This is a genomic window from Nostoc sp. MG11, assembly GCF_014904695.1.
Classification (GTDB): Bacteria; Cyanobacteriota; Cyanobacteriia; order Cyanobacteriales; family Nostocaceae; genus Komarekiella.
Genome location: NZ_JACXXN010000002.1, coordinates 75,704 through 101,892 on the forward strand (window position 1 = coordinate 75,704; position 26,189 = coordinate 101,892).

General features: G+C 41.3%; 23 protein-coding genes. 16 read left to right on the forward strand and 7 right to left on the reverse strand.

What is annotated here, in order from left to right:
• Positions 1-92 precede the first annotated feature (92 nt).
• On the forward strand, positions 93-926 hold the full coding sequence (menB, locus tag HCR01_RS02960) for a 1,4-dihydroxy-2-naphthoyl-CoA synthase (protein ID WP_193194393.1): 834 nt from the start codon (positions 93-95) through the stop codon (positions 924-926).
• 127 nt (positions 927-1,053) lie between these two features.
• On the opposite strand, the gene HCR01_RS02965 is transcribed toward menB, so the two are convergent.
• Complete coding sequence (locus HCR01_RS02965; protein ID WP_193194395.1) at positions 1,054-1,368, reverse strand: hypothetical protein; 315 nt, start codon at positions 1,366-1,368, stop codon at positions 1,054-1,056.
• A gap of 775 nt (positions 1,369-2,143) precedes the next feature.
• Positions 2,144-2,686 carry a DUF721 domain-containing protein gene (locus HCR01_RS02970; RefSeq protein ID WP_193194397.1) on the reverse strand — a complete coding sequence of 181 codons (543 nt, stop codon included), beginning with the start codon at positions 2,684-2,686 and terminating at the stop codon, positions 2,144-2,146.
• 129 nt (positions 2,687-2,815) lie between these two features.
• Here HCR01_RS02970 and HCR01_RS02975 point away from each other — a divergent pair, with 129 nt between their 5' ends.
• The 9 genes from HCR01_RS02975 (at position 2,816) to HCR01_RS03010 (ending at position 11,597) form a co-directional block, all read left to right on the forward strand.
• A complete protein-coding gene (locus HCR01_RS02975; RefSeq protein ID WP_193194399.1) occupies positions 2,816-4,141 on the forward strand; it encodes a hypothetical protein in 1,326 nt (441 codons plus the stop codon).
• 286 nt (positions 4,142-4,427) lie between these two features.
• Complete coding sequence (locus HCR01_RS02980; protein WP_193194401.1) at positions 4,428-5,171, forward strand: PspA/IM30 family protein; 744 nt, start codon at positions 4,428-4,430, stop codon at positions 5,169-5,171.
• Positions 5,172-5,333: 162 nt separating this feature from the next.
• Positions 5,334-6,110 (forward strand): PspA/IM30 family protein, encoded by a 777-nt coding sequence (locus HCR01_RS02985; protein ID WP_162400017.1) that lies wholly within the window; start codon positions 5,334-5,336, stop codon positions 6,108-6,110.
• A 180-nt stretch (positions 6,111-6,290) separates the two neighbouring features.
• Positions 6,291-6,740: a transposase family protein gene (locus HCR01_RS38365; RefSeq protein ID WP_264299874.1), complete on the forward strand. Its 450-nt coding sequence runs from the start codon at positions 6,291-6,293 to the stop codon at positions 6,738-6,740.
• The gene (locus tag HCR01_RS38370; protein ID WP_320073078.1) at positions 6,740-7,120 is read left to right on the forward strand and encodes a transposase family protein; all 381 of its coding nucleotides are present in this window, start codon (positions 6,740-6,742) and stop codon (positions 7,118-7,120) included. Before HCR01_RS38365 ends, HCR01_RS38370 begins: the two co-directional genes overlap by 1 nt.
• A 107-nt stretch (positions 7,121-7,227) precedes the next feature.
• The gene (locus tag HCR01_RS02995) at positions 7,228-7,563 is read left to right on the forward strand and encodes a thioredoxin family protein (RefSeq protein WP_193194403.1); all 336 of its coding nucleotides are present in this window, start codon (positions 7,228-7,230) and stop codon (positions 7,561-7,563) included.
• A gap of 279 nt (positions 7,564-7,842) precedes the next feature.
• Positions 7,843-9,120: an LL-diaminopimelate aminotransferase gene (locus HCR01_RS03000; protein WP_193194405.1), complete on the forward strand. Its 1,278-nt coding sequence runs from the start codon at positions 7,843-7,845 to the stop codon at positions 9,118-9,120.
• A 663-nt stretch (positions 9,121-9,783) separates the two neighbouring features.
• Positions 9,784-10,731, forward strand: coding sequence for an NF038130 family PEP-CTERM protein (locus HCR01_RS03005; protein WP_193194406.1), 948 nt, complete (start codon positions 9,784-9,786; stop codon positions 10,729-10,731).
• 443 nt (positions 10,732-11,174) lie between these two features.
• The gene (locus HCR01_RS03010) at positions 11,175-11,597 is read left to right on the forward strand and encodes a response regulator (RefSeq protein ID WP_193194408.1); all 423 of its coding nucleotides are present in this window, start codon (positions 11,175-11,177) and stop codon (positions 11,595-11,597) included.
• A 27-nt stretch (positions 11,598-11,624) separates the two neighbouring features.
• Here HCR01_RS03010 and HCR01_RS03015 read toward each other — a convergent pair whose 3' ends face one another.
• Complete coding sequence (locus HCR01_RS03015; protein ID WP_193194410.1) at positions 11,625-11,798, reverse strand: hypothetical protein; 174 nt, start codon at positions 11,796-11,798, stop codon at positions 11,625-11,627.
• Between the two features lie 507 nt (positions 11,799-12,305).
• On the opposite strand from HCR01_RS03015, the gene uvrC reads away from it, so the two are divergent.
• The 4 genes from uvrC (at position 12,306) to HCR01_RS03030 (ending at position 17,701) form a co-directional block, all read left to right on the forward strand.
• A complete protein-coding gene (uvrC, locus tag HCR01_RS03020) occupies positions 12,306-14,198 on the forward strand; it encodes an excinuclease ABC subunit UvrC (protein WP_193194412.1) in 1,893 nt (630 codons plus the stop codon).
• Between the two features lie 730 nt (positions 14,199-14,928).
• The gene (locus HCR01_RS38375) at positions 14,929-15,108 is read left to right on the forward strand and encodes a replication restart DNA helicase PriA (RefSeq protein ID WP_226889098.1); all 180 of its coding nucleotides are present in this window, start codon (positions 14,929-14,931) and stop codon (positions 15,106-15,108) included.
• Positions 15,109-15,486: 378 nt separating this feature from the next.
• A complete protein-coding gene (locus HCR01_RS03025) occupies positions 15,487-15,936 on the forward strand; it encodes a hypothetical protein (protein ID WP_193194414.1) in 450 nt (149 codons plus the stop codon).
• Between the two features lie 211 nt (positions 15,937-16,147).
• On the forward strand, positions 16,148-17,701 hold the full coding sequence (locus HCR01_RS03030) for a serine/threonine protein kinase (protein ID WP_193194415.1): 1,554 nt from the start codon (positions 16,148-16,150) through the stop codon (positions 17,699-17,701).
• Positions 17,702-18,157: 456 nt separating this feature from the next.
• Here the strand turns inward: HCR01_RS03030 and HCR01_RS03035 are convergent, their stop codons facing one another.
• From HCR01_RS03035 to HCR01_RS03050, 4 genes are all read right to left on the reverse strand, one after another.
• Positions 18,158-18,355: an NblA/ycf18 family protein gene (locus HCR01_RS03035; RefSeq protein ID WP_162398757.1), complete on the reverse strand. Its 198-nt coding sequence runs from the start codon at positions 18,353-18,355 to the stop codon at positions 18,158-18,160.
• Positions 18,356-18,934: 579 nt separating this feature from the next.
• The gene (locus HCR01_RS03040; RefSeq protein WP_193194417.1) at positions 18,935-19,669 is read right to left on the reverse strand and encodes a Stp1/IreP family PP2C-type Ser/Thr phosphatase; all 735 of its coding nucleotides are present in this window, start codon (positions 19,667-19,669) and stop codon (positions 18,935-18,937) included.
• Positions 19,670-19,686: 17 nt separating this feature from the next.
• Positions 19,687-21,372: an ABC1 kinase family protein gene (locus tag HCR01_RS03045; protein WP_193194420.1), complete on the reverse strand. Its 1,686-nt coding sequence runs from the start codon at positions 21,370-21,372 to the stop codon at positions 19,687-19,689.
• 236 nt (positions 21,373-21,608) lie between these two features.
• Entirely contained in the window at positions 21,609-21,935 is a 327-nt protein-coding gene (locus tag HCR01_RS03050; protein WP_193194422.1) for a DUF6825 family protein, read from the reverse strand.
• A gap of 345 nt (positions 21,936-22,280) precedes the next feature.
• On the opposite strand from HCR01_RS03050, the gene HCR01_RS03055 reads away from it, so the two are divergent.
• Both HCR01_RS03055 and HCR01_RS03060 read left to right on the forward strand, forming a co-directional pair.
• Positions 22,281-23,678 (forward strand): DUF1822 family protein, encoded by a 1,398-nt coding sequence (locus HCR01_RS03055; RefSeq protein WP_193194424.1) that lies wholly within the window; start codon positions 22,281-22,283, stop codon positions 23,676-23,678.
• 20 nt (positions 23,679-23,698) lie between these two features.
• Positions 23,699-26,122, forward strand: coding sequence for a protein kinase domain-containing protein (locus HCR01_RS03060; RefSeq protein WP_193194426.1), 2,424 nt, complete (start codon positions 23,699-23,701; stop codon positions 26,120-26,122).
• Positions 26,123-26,189 lie beyond the last annotated feature (67 nt).

The window sequence follows — 26,189 nt, forward strand, 5'->3', positions numbered from 1 at the left end:
ATCAATCTTAGCGTAGGCGTAGCCTACCGCAGGTATCGCTTGTCCCTAAGTCCGCGATAAAATTCTCAAGCACAACAGCGCACTCCATACCAATGCAAATTAACTGGCAAACTGCCAAAACCTACGAAGATATTCTGTATCACAAAACTGATGGCATCGCTAAAATTACCATCAACCGCCCTCACAAACGCAATGCTTTCCGCCCTAAAACCGTCTTTGAATTATATGATGCTTTCTGTGATGCTCGTGAAGATACAAACATTGGTGTAGTACTATTTACAGGTATCGGCCCACATACTGATGGCAAATACGCTTTCTGCTCTGGTGGAGATCAAAGCGTGCGAGGACACGCTGGCTATATAGATGATACTGGCATTCCCCGCTTAAACGTGTTGGACTTGCAACGCTTGATTCGTTCCATGCCAAAAGTGGTGATTGCTTTAGTGGCTGGATATGCGATCGGTGGTGGACACGTCCTACACTTAATTTGTGACCTCACCATTGCTGCCGATAACGCCATTTTTGGGCAGACTGGCCCCAAAGTTGGCAGTTTCGATGGTGGTTTTGGAGCAAGTTATCTCGCCCGCATTGTTGGACAAAAAAAAGCACGAGAAATTTGGTTTCTCTGCCGCCAATATAATGCACAACAAGCTCTAGAAATGGGTTTAATTAATTGTGTCGTTCCAGTTACCCAACTAGAAGCCGAAGGTATTCAATGGGCACAAGAGATTTTAGAAAAAAGTCCGATCGCCATTCGCTGTCTCAAAGCCGCATTCAATGCTGATTGTGATGGGCAAGCTGGTTTACAAGAGCTTGCTGGCAATGCCACTCTACTCTATTACATGACAGAAGAGGGGGCTGAAGGAAAACAAGCGTTTCTCGAAAAGCGTACACCTAATTTTCGGGATTTTCCTTGGCTACCTTAAATTTGCAAAAATCGCACCTCACTGAAGAGTGCGATTTTTGCAAATGTCAAAATTTACAACATTAGAAATTTTAAAAGCAAATCTTATTTTTAGCAGATTACAAACTGATTAGAGTAATAATGGGTAGCTAAATAAGCACTGCTTTAGTCTGAAGCTGTTCAGAGGTGCAGGCAGTTGTTTCCTCTAAAGTGGCTAGAGCAGCATTATCTAAATCTGAGGCTAGAGATTGAGAAGTAGCTAAAACTGGTGTCGCATCCGGCAAACTCCAAGCATCTTCTAAACTTTCCCAAGAAGGTGCAAAAGGTGGGAGCGCCAAAGAGCAAGCTTTCCAAGTTGCTTGTACTTGTACTCCTAACAGTTGACACATTCCACCACGGCGACCCTCTGGCTGATAATGACGGCAATATCGACAGGCAGATGTCAAAAGTTTAATAGGTTTCATTTGGGCTCATCTTTAGTGCCGTTTATGGCTGATTTTCACCCTTCTATTTTCCTTCTATATATAAAGACGGATTAGAGGCAAAAAGTCATTATTATCTATAGGTTCTAGCGATCCCCGCTCCAAAACAAACTTTAGAATGTCTTTATATTCTTGTTATATTTTTAAATGATCTAAAGTTGATAAGTAGGAATTTGGGCTAAAAGTAATTAGGGATCAAGGATAAAAATAAAGATTTTGATTTAGCTAACCTTTTAAGTTCACCCTTAAGAAGGACATAAAATATGCAGTTCGGAATTATTTGGTCTACATCATGGTGTGTAGCGGTCATCTTTTAATAAGAAATTATTATCTGTCTAAACAATCCAGGATTTCTCTATACAACAGTGGCAAGCTAGTTAAAAATAAATTACGTTCAATGAATAATCACTAAATAGTGTTGCCATTAACTTAAGTTAGGACTGACATTAAATCCAGTTTGTTGCTGAGTGTTTAAGCAGAAAGGCGATCGCTGTCCCCTATTAAATTAAGTATATCTGGCGAAACTAGAGCTTTAAACAATTCTGACTCTATTCATCGAAAGCGACGGTAAATTTCGTCCCCATGCCCCATTCCTCAATCCTCACAGGTGCAGGTTTTTCATAAATGGGTGAGTTAGGACTTTCATTTGAATGCAGCAACGCCGCAAAATTTTCCTTGTTCTCCTTGTCGCCCTTAAACCTAAACTTGTCAGATTCCCTATCCCTATGCCCAAAAACCACCCCTTCTGGCATGTTTTTTATAACTGCTTAGCGGCACAGAAAGAACAGACAGCCCAACGCTGAAGTTCGCCGGGTGGAGTAGGACATTGACACTGGGGGCAAAGCGGTAAGCCATGCGATCGCGCTTGCATTGTCTTAGCCCAATGTCCAAAAGCACTATTTGCGTTCTTAACAGTTGGTGTAACCTTACGGTGGCTAACCGGATCACCAATGTAACTAGGATGCTCAGATGGCAAAACCGTTTGTTGGTGTTTGCTCGTGACTGGTGAATGCTGCCAACCAGCAGTAGAGAAGCGAATATCCACTAAAGGCGTTGGTAGCTGTTCATTCAACTTTAAAAGCAGTTGCGATCGCCCAAAAGTCAGGTTTTGCGCCCAAGCAGCACTAGAAGTTGCTACCCACAAAACATCGCGCTGAATCGACAAAGGTCGAGTATGTGCAGCAACCACTGTGCCAACAACCTCCGCCCAACACTTGAGCAAGCGTTGTAATGGTTGCTCCTGCCATTGAGCCTGCTTTTCTAAAACGCCTAAAATATCATTAACTGATTTCAACGACATCTTTGAGAGTGCTGAGTTACCGATCGCCCTTCATTCTTTGTTGTGAATGATATATAAATAATTTTCGCTACTATTGGCACAAATATATCTAAAGTTAAGCCAATAGTCTATGTTTGAGGCACAGAAGCAATGACTCAAAACCCTTTGATCGATTCCAGTACTCAATCGTCTAAAACACCTGGGTTAAAACCAGCACTAGCAGCTGCACTAGCGAGTTTAGAGGTGCAGCTAGATCAAGAGTTAGCTCGATACCGACGCACGCGAAATGGTTCGAGGACATTGAACCAATCACGTGCGGGGAGTTACATCAACAGTCAACCCCAGCAGTTTACTGCCATTACTACAACATCAAGCACAACTCAACAATTAGCAGAAATAAAAACTAACGCGCCGCCTGCATCTACACCCACAAGTTCCCACGAGAATTCAGCTCCAGCTACATCAAAGACCAACGCGCCGCCTGCATCTACACTCACAAGTCCCCAGGAAAACCTAGCCCCAGCTACAGCAAAAACTAAGCAAATGGTTCATCTCAAGATCCCATCCAGCCACAATGCCAAAACACAAACTCCACCACCCCCGCCCAATACCAGCAGCATCGTACCAGCAGTCATTAAGAATGCTAAAGGTGAAAACCTCGTACAACCGGATGATACTCCAAAACAACCAGATGACTATCTAGAATCTAGTGAAGCACTGCTGCGAAGTTTGACAGAAGAACCAGAAACAAAGAAACCAAGCAATTCTAACGATAGTCTGCTATCACCTTTGGGTATCGGCTCTATGCTACTGCTATTATTAGCAAGTCTAACTTTGGGCTATGTAGTGTTTAGTCCTAAAAGTTTACCGCAGTTAAATCTAAGTAAATTACTTAACAGCGATTCGTCTACCACACCAGAGAATACTGAGGAAATTTGGAGTAATGTTCAACCTCAGTTGCAACCAGAGATTACGCCCATACCCAAGTATCCCAATTTAGCAGCCAAAGAGTTTCCAGAAGTAAAAGATCCCAATGATGTAGTTGGCTTAAAGCCCCAAGTCCAACAAACTCCTGTTGCGATGCCTAATCCGGCCGCTCCCCAAAACCCCGTAAATCCGCAAGTAGCATTACCTAACCCGATCGCAGTCCAACCGACAAATCCGATTGCCACAACACCATTACCGAACCTGAATTCGCCTTCAACGCCAGCGGCAAAAACCTCGCCACAACCAAGTGCAACCCCTCCAAAGTTGAATGCAGAAATCAAACCGGCAGCAGATGGATACTATCATATAGTGATAGATAATAAAGGATTAGGCGCTTTAGCCTCAGCACGGCAAGTAGTCCCTGATGCTTATTTATCACGTAACCAAAAATTTATTTATCTGGGTGCAGTTAAGTCTAAAGAGGAAGTACAGCGAAAGCTGCAAGAGCTACAGACAAAGGGAATTCAAGCACGGATTCAGCAGCAATGAGTTGTAAAAATCTACGATACCATGAGATAAAAGTCCTGAGTCATGAGTCACCGAACTTCTGAGCCGATAGCGCAGCGCTAGCGAGTCCGCGTACCCCTGCGGAGAAGCCAAGCTACGCGCAGCGTCTCGTACAGAGCGTCGGAAGCCTTGCAAGAAAGTTATTGCTAATCCTACGTAAAGTTAGGAGTATCAGTCCTCAACACTGAAGTTAGGGCGAGGCATCTACATATACAGTTATGAGTAATTATAAAAACTCATTACTGAGTTTTGGGAATGGAGAGCCGACATGGAATTGATCAAGCGTATCCTGCGGGTAATTAGAGCTAATTTTAATAGTTTGATAGGCAGTGCCGAAGATCCAGAAAAGATCCTGGAACAAACTGTTCTAGAGATGCAGGGGAATCTGGTGCAATTGCGGCAGGGTGTAGCACAAGCGATCGCTACGCAAAAACGCACAGAACGACAAGCAGCAGCTACTCAGTCTCAAGCAGAAGAATGGTATCGCCGCGCCCAATTAGCACTGCAACAAGGCAACGAACCTCTAGCACGGGAGGCTTTGACTAAACGTCGAGCTTACCAAGAAACTGCCAAAGCTCTTTCTGCTCAGATAGAGCAGCAAAACGATATAGTAGCTAGGCTAAAAAAGGATATGCGGACGCTAGAATTAAAAATTTCCGAGGCGAAAACTAAAAAAGATATGTACATTGCTCGCGCTCGTTCTGCTGAGGCATCTTATCGACTCCAAGAAATGCTCAGCGGAGTTTCTACCACCAGTAGTCTAAGTGCCTTTGAGCGGATGGAAGAAAAAGTTTCGCAAATAGAAGCGATCGCTCAACTCAGTAGCGACGACTTAGAAAAACGATTTACCTCATTAGAATCTACTAATGATGTTGATACCGAACTAGCAGCAATGAAGCTACAGGTTTTAAATCAAGCAGAAAATACCCAGCACGACAATCTCCTTACCGAAGGGAATCAGAGGATGGTGCTACCTCCCCAACAGCAGATACCCAAATCTCAGGAACCGTGAATTTCGGACAATTACCGCAGCTTGGACATATCTTAATATTTAAGAGTCGTTGGGAGGTACTGATCCATCCTGGAAAGATTACATTGAAATAGGTAGCTATTAAAAAGTAAAAAAGCTAACGGTCTAACAAAGCGCGTAAACCACACAAGGAAAAACAAGGTTATGGGATTATTTGATCGCATTAAGCGAGTAGTCGGTGCTAACCTCAACGATTTAGTCAATAAAGCTGAAGACCCCGAAAAAATGCTAGAGCAAGCCGTCCTGGAAATGCAGGAAGACTTGGTACAGTTGCGTCAGGGAGTTGCCCAGGCGATCGCCGCCCAAAAACGTACTGAAAAACAGTACAACGATACCCAAAATGAAATTAATAAGTGGCAACGCAATGCCCAGTTGGCTCTGCAAAAAGGTGACGAAAACCTAGCACGACAAGCACTAGAGCGCAAGAAAACTTATACTGACACTGGCACGCAACTCAAAGCCAGTCTAGATCAGCAAAGCACTCAAGTTGAAACCCTCAAGCGCAATTTAATTCAGTTAGAAAGCAAGCTTTCTGAAGCTAAAACCAAGAAAGAAATGCTCAAAACTCGCATTACTACAGCCAAAGCCCAAGAGCAACTCGAAGGCATGGTGCGTGGGATGAATAGCAGCAGTGCAATGTCTGCCTTTGAGCGGATGGAAGAAAAAGTCTTGATGCAAGAAGCTCGTGCCCAATCTGTAGCAGAATTGGCGGGTTCAGATTTAGAAAGCCAATTTGCCCGTTTGGAATCTGGTAGCGATGTTGATGACGAATTAGCAGCTTTGAAGGCGCAGATGCTACCGCCTGCGAGTCCCCAAAGTCAGCCCCAACTGCTGCCGCAACAAGAAACCAACGCTCCTAAGTCTAATGAAGTTGTTGATGCCGAGTTGGATTCTCTACGCAAGCAATTGGATCAAATGTAACATTGGCAAAAAACTTATTTGAAGCTAGTCCCACGCCTGTTGGTTGTGGGATTTTGCATAAATTGTCAGTTGTTTGTTTTTTGTCACTAGACCTCCTGCATGAATAATAAGACGGAGTGCTAGTTGGCGCTGTTCATAGCAAAATGAAGCTAAAAGGAGCATCGTCGTTGAGGAGAAACAATGGCCTACAGCGAGCTACAAAGGCTTTCAGATGTTGAGTTCAAACGCTTGTGTGGGGTCAATCGGAGTACCTTTGCTGAAATGGTGGAGGTTTTAGAGCCGCATCTAAACCGCCAAGGACGGCGAGGTGGACAAGCCAAACTGAGTGTAGAAGAGCAGTTGCTAGTAGCATTGGAGTATTGGCGAGAGTATCGCACTCAATTTCACATTGGAGTAAGTTGGGGGTTGCACGAGACTACAGTTGGGCGGATTGTACCAAAAGTAGAAGACCTACTGGTTAAGTGCGGCAAGTTCCGGCTACCCAGCCAGAGGCAATTGTATCAACCTGGGTGGGAATGGAAAGTCATGGTGGTCGATGTGGGGGAGATAGCCATCGAGCGGCCTAAAAAAAACAGAAACGCTACTATAACGGCAAGCATAAGCGTCACACGCTCAAAGCGCAATTATTAGTGGAGTTTGAAACGGGACAAATTATCTGCACTGCCGTAGATACAGGCAAAACTCATGACTTTAAGCTCCTTAAACGCAGCCGCTTACCGTTTGTGTCGTCGCAATTGTGTTTAGCTTATCGAGGCTATCAAGGGTTTGCTAAAACTCATGCTGGAGCTTGTACCCCGACCAAAAAGCCTCGCAAGCAATCGTTGCCCAAGTCGGAAAAGCAGCACAATCGAGCTTTAGCCCGACTGCGAGTTAAAATTGAACATGCGATTCGCCGCTTTCAAATATTTCGCATTTTTTCAGGACGTTATCGTAACCGTAGAAAGCGGTTTGGCTTACGCATCAATCTAATTGCTGGTTTGCTGAACTACGAACTGGCACATGCTTCTTGATTCGTGCAGGAGGTCTACTGATGACTGATAACTGACCACTGACTCTCAGTTTGGGATAGAGTATTGTGTGTGCCAACTTTGATCAATGCCACCTCATGGAGACTGCAATGAGTAAGGGTGTAATCACCATAACTGATGCTGAGTTTGAAGCCGAAGTTTTGAAAGCCGATCTACCAGTATTGGTTTACTTTTGGGCTTCTTGGTGCGGGCCTTGTCAATTGATGTCGCCAGCGATTAACTCAGCTGCTACTGCATATAGCGATCGCCTCAAAGTCGTTAAAATGGAAATTGACCCCAATCCACTAACTGTCAAGCAGTATCAAGTGGAAGGCGTACCCGCTCTCAGACTAATTCAAGACGAGAAAGTCTTAATATCCACTGAGGGAGTTATCGGTAAAGATAAATTACTTACCCTCTTAGATACACACTTAAGTAGTAGTTAGTAATTAGTCATTAGCAAATGACATAGATGCACCAGCGGTGAGGGGATCGCAGTCTTGGAAGCTACTTGCTCCGATTTCCTTTGTTAGCGTGGCGAACGTTACCCCCGGAGCGGGCAGCGCAGCATTAGCGAGTTTGCAAGTGTCAAGGCTTCTCGCAGGGTAGGACAAGGCGAAAAGTTTTGATCCAAGGAAACCTCGGATCAAAACTTTTTCAGAGAGGACAAAGCGCAAGGTCTGATCTAAGGAAGCCTTAGCTCAGAACTTTGTAAGAGAGGACAAATGACTAACATACAATTTGCAAAACGTTTACAACCCCTACAATCCAATGTATTTGCTGATATGGACAAGGCCAAAGCCACAGCTTTGGCAGCTGGACGAAAGTTAATTGATCTGTCACTAGGGTCTTCTGATTTACCAGCTGAGGCACACGTTATTGAGGCGATCGCCCAGTCTCTACATGATCGCAGCACCCACGGTTATTTACTGTTTAATGGCACTCAAGCGTTTCGCCAAGCCGCAGCCAACTGGTATGAACAAAAATTTGGCATCAAAGTCGATCCGCAAACTGAAGTGTTGCCCCTCATTGGTTCCCAAGAAGGCACAGCCCATTTACCCCTAGCATTGCTCAATCCAGGAGATTTTGCCCTGTTGCAAGATCCAGGCTACCCCTCCCATGCCGGGGGAGTCTACCTAGCCAGCGGTCAAATTTACCCAATGCCACTACAGGCAGAAAACGGTTTTTTGCCAGTGTTTGCCGATATTCCCGCCCCCGTCTTAGCCCAGTCGCGGATGATGGTTTTAAGCTATCCTCACAATCCCACCGCAGCGATCGCGCCATTATCTTTTTTCCAGGAAGCTGTCGCCTTCTGTCAGCAACACAATCTCGTCTTGGTTCATGATTTTCCCTACGTAGATTTAGTATTTGAGGCTGGGGAGTCGGAAAATTCTTCTCCCAGTCCAAAATCTAAAATCCATCTTGGAAAGTTTGCCACGGAGGGAAACCCTCCTTGCAACTTTCCGCAAAATCCAAAATCCTTAGTCCCTTCTATTCTGCAAGCTGACCCAGATAAAAGCGTTTCTATTGAATTTTTTACCCTTTCCAAGTCCTATAATATGGGCGGCTTCCGCATTGGCTATGCCATCGGTAATGCCCAATTAATTAACGCCTTGCGCCAGGTAAAAGCAGCTGTTGATTTTAATCAGTATCGAGGTATTTTAAATGGTGCGATCGCTGCACTGACTGGGCCGCAAGCTGGAGTTCAATCTGCTGTTGCTACCTTCCGTCAACGCCGTGATGCCTTCGTTACTACTTTACACCACATTGGCTGGCACGTTTCGACTCCCAAAGCCACAATGTATATCTGGGCAAAGTTGCCCTTACCGTGGAGCCAAAACTCCATAGAATTTTGTACCCAATTAGTCAAACAGACTGGTGTAGCTGCTTCGCCAGGTGCCGGCTTTGGCAAATCTGGAGAAGGGTATGTCCGCTTTGCCTTGGTGCATGAGCCACCATTGCTAGAAACTGCTGTGAAGCGAATTGCTGAGTTTCTCAATTGAACCTCTACTTAATCCCTTCTCCAAGGTTCTGATCGGACAAACCATCTTTAGAATGCAACTTAGTATTCAGCTAATGAGTGTTTAACTTACAAATTTTTCAGGGCGTTGCTGAATTGGCGTATGAATTTTATTTTGTAATGCTGAGTGTAGCAACGCGCAGCGTTCCATGGAGATACGCTTCACTTCTCTGCGAGAGGCTCCGCCCTAAGCGTAGCTATGCCACAGGCTTTACGTTGCGCTCAGAATGACAATTTATATCTTGATTCAGCAATGCCGAATTTCAAACCCATATTTCAAAACCCTTAGGTTTTGCAAGTGGGCGTCCAATCTTAAGGTGAAATTGTATGATACTTGCATAGTCTTTCATATTATATTTAATATGTTCTATTAATCACTATAACAAGTTACAAAATTACGTAATTAAACGCATAAAGATACAAAAATATTCGTCATCTTTTTATTGATAATCAACAGCAGCTTTACCAATCAGGTCTTCCAGTCTCATAAACTGGGTTTGTACGCTCAGCTACCAAACACAGCTAACAATGCTGGTTACGCTTTTAAGCGACCGTATTGCCATAAAGTTTGTAGTCAAGGCAGCCAAACCCTAGAAGCGGCAGTAGTTTAAAACTTAACTCCCTAAATGACGGAGACTTTAAAAACATGAAAATGACTTTTGAAAAATTTGTAATTGGTGCCTCAATAGCTATTGGTGTGAGCGCTCTTGCTACTGTGCCAGCACAAGCTGGCACGCTCACCGGCGCAACTATCGGTGGAACAGCAGCAAGTGATTATTTAGTCTATGATTCCAACGCTACAAATACCTTTGTCATACCCAATTCCCAGGCAAATGTGCAAAAAGTCCTAGATGGAAGCTCTGGAAATCCTACTGGAAATGTAGAGTTGCGAGCTAGCAGTGAACAAGTAGGTTTTGATTTCAGTAAAAACACCACCTTGATAGGGCAAATTGGTGGCAAAAGTATTACCTTGAGCAGTCTGACAGCAACAGATTGGTTTAGTACTGGGTCAGGATTAAGTACAAGCTATGGTGCACAGAACTTTGCAAATACTTGGTTTAACCAATTTTATAATGCAGCTGGTCTAACAGCCAATGAATCTGCAATTAAATTGGCACTGAGTCTACCAAGTTTGACCCCTAGCTCATTTATCCGCCAGCAAGCCTTTAGCGCATTTTTTGGTATTGGTGGTTTCCAACGCTCTAGCGACCCTAATATCTCTTACGTTAATCAAAATGACACCACTGGCGATATTCAAATTGGGTTAGCCGGTCACTACAATTTAAAAGATTACTATGCTCCTCTGTTAGGCACTTTTGGTAATTTTCTCAAAGATGGCTTCCAAGCCAGTGAAGTTGTTAAAGTTACCTACAATGACAAAACTGATTTCCTTTACAGCTTTTCTGCTACAGCAAGTGGACTAACCAACAGTGCAGGACTAGGTGCTGACGGCAAGTCTCACAGTGGAAACTATGAAGTCACTATCAAAGGTATGCCTCCTACAGCAGTGCCAGAACCCTCAGTTATACTTGGTTTGCTGGGTGTTGCTGGAGTCTTCGCCACACAACGCAAGTTGAAAAAAGCGTCTATTTGAAACTGCCGTTTAAATACTACCATTCAGTAAGGGAGCTATAAGCTCCCTTTTTTTATGAGCACTTTCTTACGACTATAAAATAATTTCTATCCTCGGTTAAATTACCTAATATCCAGATAAAAACTTCTCTAGATAGAAAATTTTCTATCGTTTATTACAGTAAAATTCCTTAAAATTTACTGTAATAAACGAGGTGAATTATTTTCTAAAATAGATTAATTATTTGCTAAAGAAAATTATAAAAATTACGTAAAGAAAAGCTTAAGATTTATTGATTTTGTATTGTAAAATAATATCATTAAACACAGGATCGCCGCAAAAATTTAATTTATTTTTTATCTAAACTAAATAAATCATGTTTTTATTTTTTCTAAAATTTGTATGCAATGTTGTTTGAGTCTCTGGCAATAACTATGGATTTTGACCTAAGAAGATAGACAGCAATGACAGCACATTTACTTACCATAAATCAGCAATTAAAATCGCATCAATTAAGACGGGTTTTGCTACTTGAAGATAATGATGTTAATAGAATGCTGTTGAGTGACTATTTAAGTTATTATGGATACAATGTCCAAGGCTTGTCAAAAGGCTCGACTTTTTTCTCAACTATAGAGAAATTTCAGCCAGAGCTAATGTTATTAGACTTAAAGTTACCAGATATTGACGGTTATTCGCTCTTAGAACAGATCCAGAAAAAACCAAGTTTGTCAAAAATACCTATCATTGTGGTTTCAGCCTTTGCCTTTAAAGCTGATCAAGAACGAGCTATGAGATTAGGTGCACGTCACTACTTTGTTAAACCCGTAAATCTTAAGAATCTGATTCTGACCATTCAAGAAGAGTTTACTGAGCGCTACGTATGAACTTGCCTAATTAACAACGTATTTATTCTATTTGTTTTGGGTAATAAACTCTTCAATAGTCTCACTCATATTTTGTACGGAACTACCAATTTTATAAATTTTAAGTTGTAATTGTGCTAATAGCAAAACTGCTGTTTGTAATTCATTAAGCATTTCACTCATAGACTCACGATACTGGGATTCAAAATCTTGTAAATTCATAGTTAGATTGTTATATTAAATAACTTTAAAAGTGACAACTACAATCATAATCATACATTTAATTTACTCAATCCGTTAATTTGCCTAATGTTATAAGTTAAATTGTAAATCCGAAATATTGCTTATTAATTAATAAAAGACATATGAAAACATGATTAGCTTTGTAATATAAAAGCTAAGAGTTTAATCCATGTTTATAAAAATTTATTATTAAAAATTAGTATTGAGAACAAAAGTGATTGACAAACTATAGATATAAGATTTATATTAAAACTTAATTTATTTGATTGATTGATCAATTAAATAAATTAAGAGTTTATTAATAGTATTAATTTTAAATAGGTATGACTTTGAATGAATGTAAGACACCTAAGAATACTATAAATTTAAGTGTAAATACGATACTTAAACACACTTCTACTTAATATTTACTTGATAAATGTTCTGTTAAATCGGCATAAAAAAATAATTTTTCTTAAAATAGAGAAAGATTACCTAACTTTGGTTGTGACAATACCTACTCAAACACTACCACTGATTAAAGAACCCGAAAGACTAGAAAGCCGTCTAGCCGAAATTCCGCCGGAACCGGGAGTGTATTTCATGCGGGATAAGAACGATCGCATAATGTACATAGGTAAGTCACGCAAATTGCGATCGCGTGTCCGTTCCTATTTCCGAGACGCGTACAATAAGAGCGAACGCATAGCCACAATGGTAAAACTGGTGACAGAAATTGAATTTATCGTCACCGATACCGAAGCTGAAGCTCTGGCGCTGGAAGCAAACTTGATTAAGCAACACCAGCCTTATTTTAATGTGTTGCTCAAGGATGATAAAAAATATCCCTATGTATGCATTACTTGGTCAGAAGACTATCCTCGGATTTTTATTACCCGCAAGCGCCAATTAGGTAAAGAAAAGGATAAATTTTACGGCCCTTATACTGATTCTGGTCTATTGCGAGAAATATTACGCCTGTGCAAGCGAATCTTTCCTTTACGACAACGACCTCAACCACTATTCAAAGATCGTCCTTGCTTGAATTATGATTTAGGACGATGTCCTGGTGTGTGTCAACAACTGATTTTATCAGAAGAATACCGCAAAATCGTGCAAAAAATAGCGATGGTATTCCAAGGTCGGACTCAAGAACTGATTGATATCTTGACACAACAAATGCAAGCAGCATCAGAGGGGTTAAACTTTGAGTCAGCAGCGCGGATTCGCGATCAAATTGCTGGTTTAAAGTCGCTAAATGCAAATCAAAAAGTTTCGCTACCAGATGATACAGTTTCACGGGACGCGATCGCACTGGCAGCTGATGATAAACACGCGTGCATTCAATTATTCCAGATTCGTGCTGGGCAATTAGTAGGACGCCTAGCATTTGTAGCTGATACTCATGCAGAACCAGGAGCTATCTTACAACGAGCTTTAGAGGAACATTACCAAACCGCTGACTCAGTGGAAATACCCGCAGAGATTTTAGTACAACACGATTTACCAGATGGAGAGATATTGGCTGATGTCTTGACTCAGCGTAAAGGAAGAAAAGTAACAATTTTGGCTCCCATGCGCCAAACCAAGGCAGAATTAATTGAGATGGTAGAGCGAAATGCCCAGTATGAATTGCAAAGAATGCAGAAATTTGGCGATCGCAACCATCAAGCAATGCAAGATTTAGCCGCCATTCTCGATTTACCAGACTTACCTCACCGCATCGAAGGTTATGACATTTCCCATATTCAAGGGTCAAATGCTGTAGCCTCCCAAGTCGTGTTTATTGATGGCTTACCAGCTAAGCAACACTATCGCCATTACAAAATCAAAAATCCTACAGTCACAGCAGGACATTCAGATGATTTTGCCAGTCTTGCTGAAGTTATCCAGCGTCGGTTCCGCAAGTATAGCGTCAGCGAAAGCGCTATAGATCCACAATTGCCACGCTTGGGTAATCCTGACTGGCCTGATTTAATCATGATAGATGGCGGTAAGGGTCAGCTATCATCAGTTGTTGCTGTTTTGCAAGAGATAAATGTATTAGAAGACTTGCGAGTTGTTAGTCTGGCGAAGCAGCGAGAGGAGATTTTTTTACCAGGAGAGTCTAAACCCTTGACAACTGATGCAGAACAACCAGGAGTACAGTTGTTGCGACGATTGCGAGATGAAGCACATAGGTTTGCAGTGAGTTTCCATCGCCAGCAACGTACTGACAAGTTGAAGCGATCGCGTTTAGATGAAATCCACGGTTTGGGACACCATCGACAAAAGCAGCTGTTGGGGCATTTTCGCTCAGTTGATTATATTCGGCAGGCTACACCTACACAACTCGCTGAGGTTTCGGGAATTGGCCCGCGTTTAGCTCAAGAAATTTACGATTATTTTCATCCTTCTTGATAACTCCTCACCTCTGGTGTGGTCTGGGAAAAGGTTAAGGGGTGAATTTAAACCCTTGCTTTACCTTTTCCCTTTTCTCTTTTCCGTTTAACCGAGAAATATTAGGGAGCATGAAGACTAATAGCAAGAGTGACTTGCGCTGTCCAATACCGACATCCTAATTTAGTGATGTTAGAGCTGCTAGTATAGCTGTCGTCACATAGGTTAGGACAGTGTTGATTGCTCAAAGCTCTGAAGCAACTGGGTTTCTACTCAACACGGGCTAAACGCCCCGCTACCGCTAACAGCACTCAGCACTTTGCTATATCTCACCAAAATTTAATCTCATAAATCTTTCCAAAAAATGTTAACTAAATCTTAAGATAGAGATTTTGTAACTCAAGATACAGTAATTTCTGGGTTTTGATTTTTGAATACAAGAACGGCTTTTTTGTATTCGTCTAAAATAACTATAAATAAGGCTCTCTCAAAGCATTAATTATAGGGATCAGTGAATCTCTAAGCATAATTTAATTAAAAAATAATTATATGTGTCTAAAGTAAGAGTATAAAATAACCTAAATTATAAGATAATAAACAAAGATATGAAAAAATTTTCAACCTTGAAATTTTGTTTAAAATAATAAACCAAATATCAAGGCAGTTTGTTAAGTTGAGTTGAACCAGAATTTTTCCTGATTTAATACCCAGTTTTACAAAATAAAAAATAATCACAACCAGGGGTTTTAAGATGCAGATAGTACAAAAGATTCACTGCCCAAACTGTGGGAGTAAAGCAGAACGCTATTATATTTTTGATAGTCAATTAACTCGAACTCAGTGCCCAAGTTGTGATTATTTGATGATTAGTTGCACTCTTACTGGCAGAGTCATTGAGGCTTATGCCCCAGGGATTCACGCACACCGTTAAAAATTAAAAATTAGAGAATTGTTTTCTCTAATTTTTAATAAACTTAGTTTAAAATCTATATTAAGTTTGACTGTAGAAACTAAAAGTAACTTCAGGTGCAAGTTATAAAAGATAATGTCAAGTCTAATACGTATTAGACTTGACATTATCTTTTGATCGGCTTGGGTCATACAAAAGTTTAGTGTCTCAGCCAATATTCCTAAGGATTCGCACTATTTAGCTCCCTTTTAGTTTAAGAGAAGGTTAAAAGCTAAAGGGTAGGGATAAAACTTAAGCTTTTCCCTTTTCCCTCTACTCTTTAACCGAGAAGTATTGGTGTCTCAGCACTGCTATAACTGTAGTCTTGGCGTCAATGGATCAAGACAGGGAATGTAGAAGGTGGCTCATACTTTTTTATTGGAACCAGGACGCTGGACAATGCAAGGAAGCTGGCTGGAACGTAATGGCTTGCCAATCAGCGTCAAGGGTATGACTTTAGTGGCTTGGAATCGAGATAACTGGTTTACTATGGCCACAAAGCTGATATTTCCAAGTAATAGCGATCACTCGGAAATTTCGTTGCAATACAAAGGGCGTCTGCATGATGGAGAACGCCAGTATACTTTTTTACTTCAGCATAATCTTTTAGGACAGGTTGAAGGCGAAGGCTGGATTGGCCCAGATACCATTGTGCAGCGTTATTGGGTACTGGGCGATCGCCAGCGTCGTAGTGGCTTTGAAACCCTACTCCGGGTCAATGATACTAGCTACTATTTAACTAGTGGTGTATTAGTCGGTCACTTTTTAACTAGCACAATGGAAGCTAGCCTAGAACGTCAGTCAACATAATAGTCATTTGCCATTTGTCATTTTTTCAAAGTCTTTAAGTAACTTTTGACCCTTAACCCTTTGATTAACAACTATTAGCTCAAAATTGGGCAAACTAAATCAGAATCAAAGCATTTGGCTGTCTCAAACGAGCCAGGAGTTCTCTATAATTCTGACCCCTGACTTTTGACTTGCCAAACTATTGTTGAACATTAGAGTCAAATTTTCTACTATGTCAGACCCCAACATTGGTCGCTTACTTAGCAAACGCTACCAGATGCAGGAGTTAATCGGTACTGGAGCGATGGGTCGGGTTTATCGTGCTAAGGATATTTTGTTGGGAGGAGTACCCGTTGCTGTCAAGTTCCTTGCCTTGTCAATCCAAAATGAAAAGATGCGATTGCAAGACCGCTTTGAGCGAGAAGCAAAAACTTGTGCTTTACTAGGGCAAAAAAGCATCCACATTGTCCGAGTAATGGACTATGGCGTCGATGAAAATAACACTCCGTTCTACGTTATGGAATACCTACAAGGACAAAGCCTGAACAATATTGTTCGTAAGCAGCAACTACCTTTGCCAAGATTCCTCAGCATGGTACGTCAAATTAGCCTGGGGTTACAGTGCGCTCATAATGGCATCCCAGTTGATGGCACAATCTGCCCAATTATCCACCGCGATATTAAGCCTAGCAATATGCTGGTGATTCAAGACTCTAGTTTTGGGGAGTTGGTCAAGGTTCTAGATTTTGGTATTGCTAAGTTAATACACTCAGATGGCGACCATACAAAATTCTATTTGGGGACGCTAGCTTACTCCTCTCCCGAACAGATGGAGGGTAAGGAACTAGATAACCGCGCTGATATTTATAGTTTGGGCGTGATGATGTTTGAAATGCTCACAGGCAAAATGCCACTAATTGCACCAACTCACTCATTTGGGGCATGGTATAAAGTACATCACTATCAACAACCACGTTCTTTTTCTGAGGCTGCCCCTGGATTGTTACTGCCAAAAGAAATAGAAAATTTGGTGATGAGTTGCTTAGCCAAACCAGCAAGCGATCGCCCTCAAACAATCAGTGAAATCCTTAAAATTTTAACATCCCTAGAACAGCCTGAGCACGTACGCAAAATTAAGCAAGACAGCCACGCACTAGTTCCTACTACTACAGTTAGCACTGAGCTTGAACAAAAAACGAAAGCCGATTTACCGCTATCCTTATCAAATGATGAAATTACTCGTGCCATTTCCTGGCCCCAAAATAAACCAATTGCCGATATTGTATTTACCCAGCCGATTCATATCAATGGGGAAGTTTTACCTGCCTTGTGGGTCATGCTACAGCAACAAGAAATTCAAAAGCGCTTAGTTTGTACCCGCTACAATCAATTTCTTTTTATTTCTATTCCCCATCCCATGTTGCTGTGGATTACTGTTATCCACAACCGTAAACATGGGGCTAAATGGTTACATTATTACCTTGACCTCAAAACCAGTCTTGGTCAAGAAATCGCCCGCTTGTTACAGCATAAAGGTTACTACCGTCTTTTGTTCTTTGCGCGAGAAACACCAAGTCGCTGTGCCCATATCCTACTTTCAAGTATCGCTCCTGCTCAACGCCAAAGATTACAACAGTGGGTAACAACTAGCAACGCTTTGGTATCATCTGCCGATCCCCAAATTAGTAAAAGCTTACTCAAAAGCGAGTATGAAAAGATTAAGCCTCAAATTTTGGCAAAGCTGGAAGGAATTGATACAGATTCTCCATACGACCTTTCTGGCTAAGAAAGTATTCTAATATTACATATAACATCTGTAGTATTAAGAGTAGTCACTCAGAAAATGTAAACTTTTATAAATAATGTATATATATAGTTGTAATTTTTAGTTATAAAAAGTAGGAAGAGTAAAAACGTTAGCTGCAAAAGCTAGTCTCTATGAAAGCTTCCTCTGCATGTATATTCAGGGGATGATAAATTATGATGCTGACACGTTAAAGAGATTTGCTTATGCACCAGTAAATTTAAGCTAAAGGCTTCAATAAATTCGGACTTCAGTGATATGTAGTCAAAATAATTAGTAAGTCCTGGTTTAGATGGTGAATTAAACTCCTGCACTTTGGTTTTATATTCTCAGCCTTTGGAATTGTTTATCGAAGTTGACGCCCCTGCATCCCCAGCTCTTTTCCTCCTTGGAACTAAGCAAGAGAAGGAGGTCGCCCACTGCGACATCAGAAAGACTCTATGCCATAGTGGAACCTGAATCTAAGCCCCACTGGTGCTTAAGAAGTTCCTGATAAGTTGCCTCGCGTACTACCATTTGCTCATAGAGCTTGACTAAAAAATCTTTGGCTTGATCATGGCTCATGTGTTGTACCTGAGTGGCAAATGAGCGGATGCTGAATTGCTGTTCCAAGGATAATTCGATTGGTTGACTCATAATTAACTCCGAAAAAACAACGCGTAAAGGTGATATCATTCACAGAAGTCCAAACGTGATTAAGATTTGGACTTTTCTCTGTCCCACATTTGTTCCTCCGTATTAAGAAAGATAACAAGTGTTTGACAGGTTGCCCACATCCTAAGTGTGGACTTTTTTGGTTTTGAGTTCTTGCACCTGACTCTACTGATATATATCCCAAGTCCATGAGAGCGGATTTCGGGAAAGTTCAGAATTTGTAAACTCAGGCCGAAACTCCTTTTTTACCTCTCTACCTCTCTAAACCTTTCTTGAAAGGAAAGGTTTAGCGAATGTCCCCTTGATGGGAGAAAGGGGGATAAAAGGTATTAAGCGTGCATTATATTCGCCATACCTTATAATGTGCAAGAAGTCAATTAACCAATTTATGCAAATTTAGCCTCCAAAGTGATCTAAGGAGGCTAAAAATATTTGTATCAAGTTGTAAAGAAGAAAAATGCTCAGGCTGAACAAATTGCTGAGTATATTTACCGCAAAGAGTCAAAGGTCAAAAGTTAACAGTCTAAAGTCCATAGTTTTTTACTCTTGACCCTTGACTATTTATTGACTATCTTCGAGTGCGACAATGACAACTGTGATGTTATCGTGTCCACCTTCTTCTTTGGCAGCCTCAATTAGAGAGAGAGCAGCTTTGTCAACCCAAGGCGTGTCTTGGAGGTAGCCAGCAATTTTTTGATTGACAAGTTCTTCTGTCAAACCATCACTGCATAATAACAAGCGATCGCCAACTTTTACATCCAGTGGTTGCAAATCAATCTGATGCAGGTCTTCACGCCCCAAACAGCGTGATAATACGTGACGAAAAGGATGAATCCGTGCTTCATCTGTAGTGATATCACCAATTTTGATCGCCCGTGCAACCCAAGTATGGTCTTCTGTTACTTGCTCTAATTGCGACTCTCGGAAGCGGTACAGCCGCGAATCGCCAACATGAGCGCACCAAGGAGCCTCTGGAGCACGAAAAATTACCACTACAATCGTTGTACCCATATCAGCGCGTTCAGGATGATTTTGCTGATCCTGTAAAATCGCCTCATTTGCCCCCCACAAAGCTTGCTCTAGCAATTCTTGGGAAGACTTGGAAGATTGCCAATGCCCCACTAAATACGCCTGAATTTCTTGAGTTGCAATGCGACTCGCTTCCTCACCTCCCGCATGACCGCCCATTCCATCGGCAACAATGAAAAATCGCCCTTCTGGGTCGATATAGTAAGCATCTTGATTATTAGAACGAATAAGTCCCGGATCACTGGAACCCGTGAAATTAAGTTTCATAAATTTTTCTTCAACAATTAATACATACGATCGTAACGGTCAAGGCGTAAAAGTAGGCGGATCAGGATCACTGAAAGCCCTGCTGCAATTAGACCAGGCACTAGTGCCCACCATACATAACTAGTAACCACTAAAATCGTAGCTGAAAGTGTGAAACCACTAATTAACAGAGCATAGCTTATTGAAAGCTGAATACTGCTCTGCCGTCGTAGCAGGCGTTCTGTTTCTATAGACCGAACGCGAACGCGTACATCTCCCCGCTCTAGTTTATCTAGTGTATCTTCTAATCTACGTGGCAGTCCAAATGCGCTACTACTTACCTGAACTGCTTGGCGACTTAATTCATTGAGAAAGCTATTCCCCTCAGAACCATTCATATTGGTCATAAGCTGCATTGCATAAGGTTGAGCAACTTCCATAAAGTTAAAGTCTGGATCTAGACCTTTGCCTACCCCCTCTAGGGTGGAAAAGGCTCGCATCACAAAAGTGAAGGTTGCTGGAAATCTAAACGGCTGATTATAAGCTATTTCGTAAAGATCGTCACTAATTGCCGCGACTGATTGATTTTCAAAGGGCTTATCCATGAAATTGTCCAGCATATACTGGACAGAACGCCGCACAGGACCCATATCATCTACTGGTGCGATCGCTCCTAAATTGATGAGAGACTGAACAACGCGATCGCCATCTTTTTGAGCAATACCAAACAGTGTTTCCATCAGTCCTTCACGCACGTTGGACTTAATCCGCCCCATCATGCCGAAATCGTAGAATATCAAAGAACCATCTGGGCTGACGGCAATATTACCTGGATGAGGATCAGCATGGAAGAAGCCACTATTGAGCAACTGTAGCAAATACGCTTGAGCGCCCTGACGAGCAATTAGCTTACGATCCAAACCTGCTGCTTCTAAAGCTTCGTATTGGCTAATTTTAATCCCAGGAACATATTCCAAGGTCAGCACACGAGAAGTGGTATAACGCCAGTAAACTCTTGGAACTTTCACCCAGTCATAGCCACGAAAGTTACGGCGAAAAGTATCGGCGTTGCGACCTTCATTAAGATAATCAATCTCTTCCCAAAGAATACGGCAACACTCTTCGTAAATACCTATCCAATCTCGCCCTCGTCCCCATTTAGGATGATTTTGAAAGTAGCGGGTAATTCCTTTGAGAATCTGTAAATCTATTTCAAATAACTTCTTCAATCCTGGACGCTGCACCTTGACAACAACTAATTCCCCAGTGTGCAGAACAGCTTTGTGTACTTGACCCAAACTAGCAGCAGCTAGGGGAATAGGTTCAAAACTCTGAAACAGTTCAGGAATTTTTTTACCTAGTTCCTTTTCAATAGTTGCTTCTACTTGCTCATAGCTAAATGCTGGCACTTTGTCTTGTAGCTTGGCCAACTCTTCTACATATTCAATAGGGAATATGTCAGCACGGGTAGAAAACAATTGCCCGACTTTGATAAAGGTTGGCCCTAAGTCTAGTAGGGTACTGCGAATCCAGACTGCTTGGGCTTGGCGTCTTGCAGCTTGCTTTACCTCAGTCACACCACCCGTGTAACTCCAATTTTTGTTATACAGCCAAAGCTTGAACAATAAGGTCAAGACAAAAGACCAAATGTCCACAAAGCGCCGTCTATTAGAGTAATTTTCCCGATTCCAACGGTATGCTTTATCTGAATAACCTGTTTCCATATGCTTTGCTTACCGTTGGTTTGTAACTGAAATCACCTAGAAGAAAAAACACTCTGATTCCTAAACTGTTTTTGCTCAAGTGTCATTTGTCATTTTTCCCCGAACTTCTATTTGCCGAAAGCCGGCGCACCCAAGGGCTTCTCGCAGGGTGCGCTTCTAACGTCGCTAGCGCTGTCTCACGGCAGAAGCGTCTACGGACATCTCTCTTTGTCCATAACTATGACTAATGACTAAATTTATGCAGAAGTTCTGCGATGGTGTTGTAATTCTGTTCGCAGCAGAGCAATTTCTGCTCTTAATTCATCAATATCTGCTTGCAAATCAACTGAAGTGGAACTGGGTTGTCCAGTACTTGTAGTAGTTTGACCAGCATTGGCAGCTTCGGCTGCACGATTTGCCCGCTCTAAGACTTCATCTGTAAACTGGCGCAGTTGCTCTCTAGCTTCAGCATCAAATTTTCCCAGATCACTCAAAGCATCTGTCAAGGCGACCTCTAGTCGCTCATTAATCACTTCTGCTACTGCTCTGCCTACGAAAAAGGCTTGCACAAGGGGGTTACTCATAAATTTTTGTTACGCTTGTCCGCAAGAGAATTATAACTTGCCCGTATGCATTGCGGCTTCTACTGTAGAGCTAGAAATTTGGTGTTGCAGACTTTTTAGTATAGATAGCATTCTTTACCACTTAATAAGCAATTAAAGGCAAAATCAAACTTATAATGTGGTAATTACGGTTATATATGGAAAATTTGTCGTAATTTCAGAACATTAAGTTTTATTACTGAGGGTATAAGGTAGTATCGACACTAAGCAGCACAGTAGTGACTTGTTGCCATATCACTTACTTCTACAGTTTGACAATTATTTTTAATTAAAGTTAAGTATTTAAAAAATATTAAAGACAAATAAATGGATCTTTTTACGCTGATATTAATACCTTTTTTAGTAGGTATCTTTACTAACAGAGTAGATGCGCTTTTAATAGCTTCTTCTGTTGAAAATGTTTTGAAGCGCCTGCATCATAATGACAAGCAAGTCAATCATGATCTGGAAAAAATACTTAAACTTTGTTTCCTCTCGGCACTCCAAACTATTACTATAGAATGTCATAAAGAATTAATCAAATTATCTTCTGTGCAGCGCTACCGGGCAGTAATTATTTACCCACCAGAGCACCGGGATGAACTTCAATGGCTAGACCGAAAGCTGAAGCAGCTTGTTAAAGAGCTAAAACATGTCAAGCAGGTAAAATACGTTGACATACCATTTAAATCCCTAGATGAAATTGCATCACTGCTAACTCCAGAAAGTCAGCTATTGGAAGCAGGCGTTCAAGCAGTAAAGGAAAAACTCATAGCAGAAGCGCTTAATGAGGAATTTATACCTGAGTGCTATGCAGCCAAGGTTAAGACAGTTTTATTTGAAAAAGTGCGCGACAACTTTACTTCTGAGATCAAGCATAATCCAGTTATCCGCGATATTTTTGAAGTCAATTTACTAAGCAATATCAATATAAATTTAGCAAAACAGAAATTAAAAACTCAAGATTTAGAAGAATCTTGGCGTTCATATCAAACATCACAATTGCCGCAGCCATCTGAAGCCAGGCGCAAAGTTAAGCTAGAGTTAGACGTTGAAAATCTAGATGCAGCGCGCTTAGAAGTGATTATTCAGCATCTCCATAAACTTTTGGATGATGGTTCAATAAGACTACGAAGAATTGAGGAAGGTTGTATGGAGCTAGTTTTTGATGGTTCCCAAAAAGGTCTTGAGAAACTTGATGCTCTTTTTAAATCAGGTCAATTGACAGAAATATTAGATATTCCTGTACAAGATGTGTTGGGTGTAGATTCTGATTTTGGATTAAGTAAAACAGCAGTTAACTTAAGCCAATGGCTGCAAAATATGATTGAAGCAGGTTGGCAGACAGTAGAAGAGGTTTTGGGCGAAACAGACAAATTAGTGTTTGCTAGAAGTGGTACTGGTGATCAAGGAGTTTTACGAGCACAGCAGATTGATTTAGAAATGCAAGCGATCGCTAACTCATTAGCTTTGGTTGTTGCTGTCCAGCCAAAAGCAGATCAGGAAAGAGACATACGTTTACAAGTGTATCCAATTAGCAGTAAAACTCTGCCACAAGGTCTTAAATGCATTGTGCTTGATATCTCAGGCAAGAACCTTTTAGAAGTACAAGCCAAAAATACTAATAAGAGTATTCAACTAAATATTAGTGGCAAACCTGGAGAGCAATTTAGCGTGCAAATTCAGTTGGGTGATGCTAATACCGTGCGGAATTTTGTGATTTAACTGCCTGCAAGGGGTCGGCAATGGGCAAGTTAGTTGTAATTAATTTAGTAGAGGGAAATTTTGAGAGCGGTTTTTCTGTATCTTTGCAGATTTGGACGGAAGGCGATCGCCAGTGGATTGCTGCTGCAAAAGGAAAACTGCCTTCAGCGCCAGAGTTGCATAAACACTACACCTATTGGCAATCACATTATCGTAGCCATGTCTCAGGTAGATATTCTGCTCGAATGGGCGTCACGGGAGGTACTGACGCTTTTATTATTGATGAAATCAAAAGAGCTAGCAAACAGTTAAAGTCAAGTCTTAATGATTGGTTAAAAGCAGACTCTAATTTTAGTCCGATCCGCGAAAAACTTTTCCAAAGCCTGAAAGACGAATCTGAAGAAATTCGGGTCATATTTGAGACTGAAAATCCAGAATTGCAGCGTTTACCTTGGCATCTCTGGGATGATTTTTTTAAGCATTACCATCGAGCTGAAGTTGCTTTGTCTTTACCAGTGAAAAAAGGACAAATAGCAACTACCAAAGGTCAAGTCAAAATTTTAGCAGTTTTCGGCAGAGACACCAGAATTAATACCAAAACAGACTGGGAGATGTTGGTAAAACAGTTAGCTGAAAACTCAAACGCCTGCTTGATCCATTTAGATAAGCCGAGCTTAGAGTATTTATGTGACCAAATTGATGAGCATAAACCACAAATACTTTTCTTTGCAGGTCATAGCCGTAGCGAAAAAGACGGAGAGAGTGGTTTTATCGACCTTAATGACGAGGACAGTATAACAATTGATGATTTAGAACCTGATCTGAGAAAAGCTGTTAAACGCGGTTTGCAGTTAGCAATTTTTAACTCCTGTGATGGGTTGGGAATAGCGCGGCAATTGGCCCAGTTGCACGTCCCAAATATCATAGTAATGCGAGAGCCTGTAGCGGATGAAGTAGCACAGAAGTTTTTGCAGCGTTTTCTTGAAGCATTTGCTTCAGGAAAGCCTTTACATCTTGCGGTGCGGAGAGCAAGAGAAAGGATAAATCGTTTAGAGAATAAATTTCCTGGTGCTACTTGGTTGCCAATGACTTTTCAAAATCCGGCAGAAGTACCACTAACTTGGCGATCGCTTGGCGGTATCGAAATCAAAAAGCAATCTAATCAAAATAATGTAGCAGGTATAGAGTCAGAAATAGAGAATACGAGTCAGATCGCTTGGCTGCAAACTGTACTTCCTGGTTCTTCGCCAACAACATCACCGCCAAAGGTACAAACTGTCGTAATTACTTGTAGTAAGAGACATGAGAATCACTTTAACAATCGTTTTTGCATCTACTGTGGTGAGGCTTTAACTCAGACGTCGATAGTACAAAGCTTCTCACCTACTTGTAGCAAAGGCCATAAAAATCCTCCTGATAATACCTTTTGTTCACACTGTGGTGAATTTTTGCAACGGGCATCTACTTTAATTGAGCATAATACCCAGCCATCATCACCAACAGTAGAGTCAAAAGCAATACCAACAATGATTGGTAATTCTATAAATTCGGAGGTTTCTAATACAGGAAAGTCTGCGGTGATAGGGAGTATCTTGAGAGGACGCTACAAAATTATTAAAGTTCTTGGTGCTGGTGGATTTGGAAACACTTTTATTGCCGAAGATATGGATCTACCCGGCAACCCTCCCTGTGTTGTTAAGCAACTTAGGCCTGCACAGACAGAGCCAAAAGTTTTGCAGATAGCAAGAAGATTGTTTGAATCTGAGGCAGAAGTCCAGTACAGGCTAGGAAACCACGACCAGATACCTGGTATCTTTGCTCACTTTGAGGAAAATCAGGAGTTCTATTTAGTTCAAGAATTTATTGATGGTCATAGCCTGGATCGAGAACTCACCCCTGGAAAGCCGTTACCTGAAACTCAGGTGATTGCTATTTTATACGACATTTTAAAAGTGTTAGAGTTTGTCCACCAGCATAATGTAATTCACCGCGATATTAAACCCTCAAATTTAATTAGACGCAATCGAGATCAAAAGTTAGTTTTGATTGATTTTGGAGCTGTCAGAGAAATTAGCAGCCATATAGTTAACGCTCAGGGACAAATGAACTCAACTGTTGCCATTGGTACTCCAGGCTATGCACCTCCTGAGCAAATGGCTGGTAAACCATCTTTCAGCAGCGATATCTATGCTGTAGGCTTGATTGGTATCCAAGCACTCACCTGCGTATTCCCTAACCAACTACCAGAAAATCCTGAGACAAATGAAATTCTCTGGCGGAACAAGACACAAGTTAGTGATGAAGTTGCAGTTATTTTAGATAAGATGGTGCGCTACGACTTTAGGCAAAGATATCAGTCTGCTACTGAAGTTTTACAAGCTTTGGAAGATATAAACAGAATTATGTCCTCTAAACCAACAATTTTTGCTGGACTACAATCACTGTTAAAACGTTTCAACTTCTAAATATAGTAACTTTTGTTTGTAGTTAGTTAGTATACTCTTTTATTAACTCCTATAATAGGATAGTGTT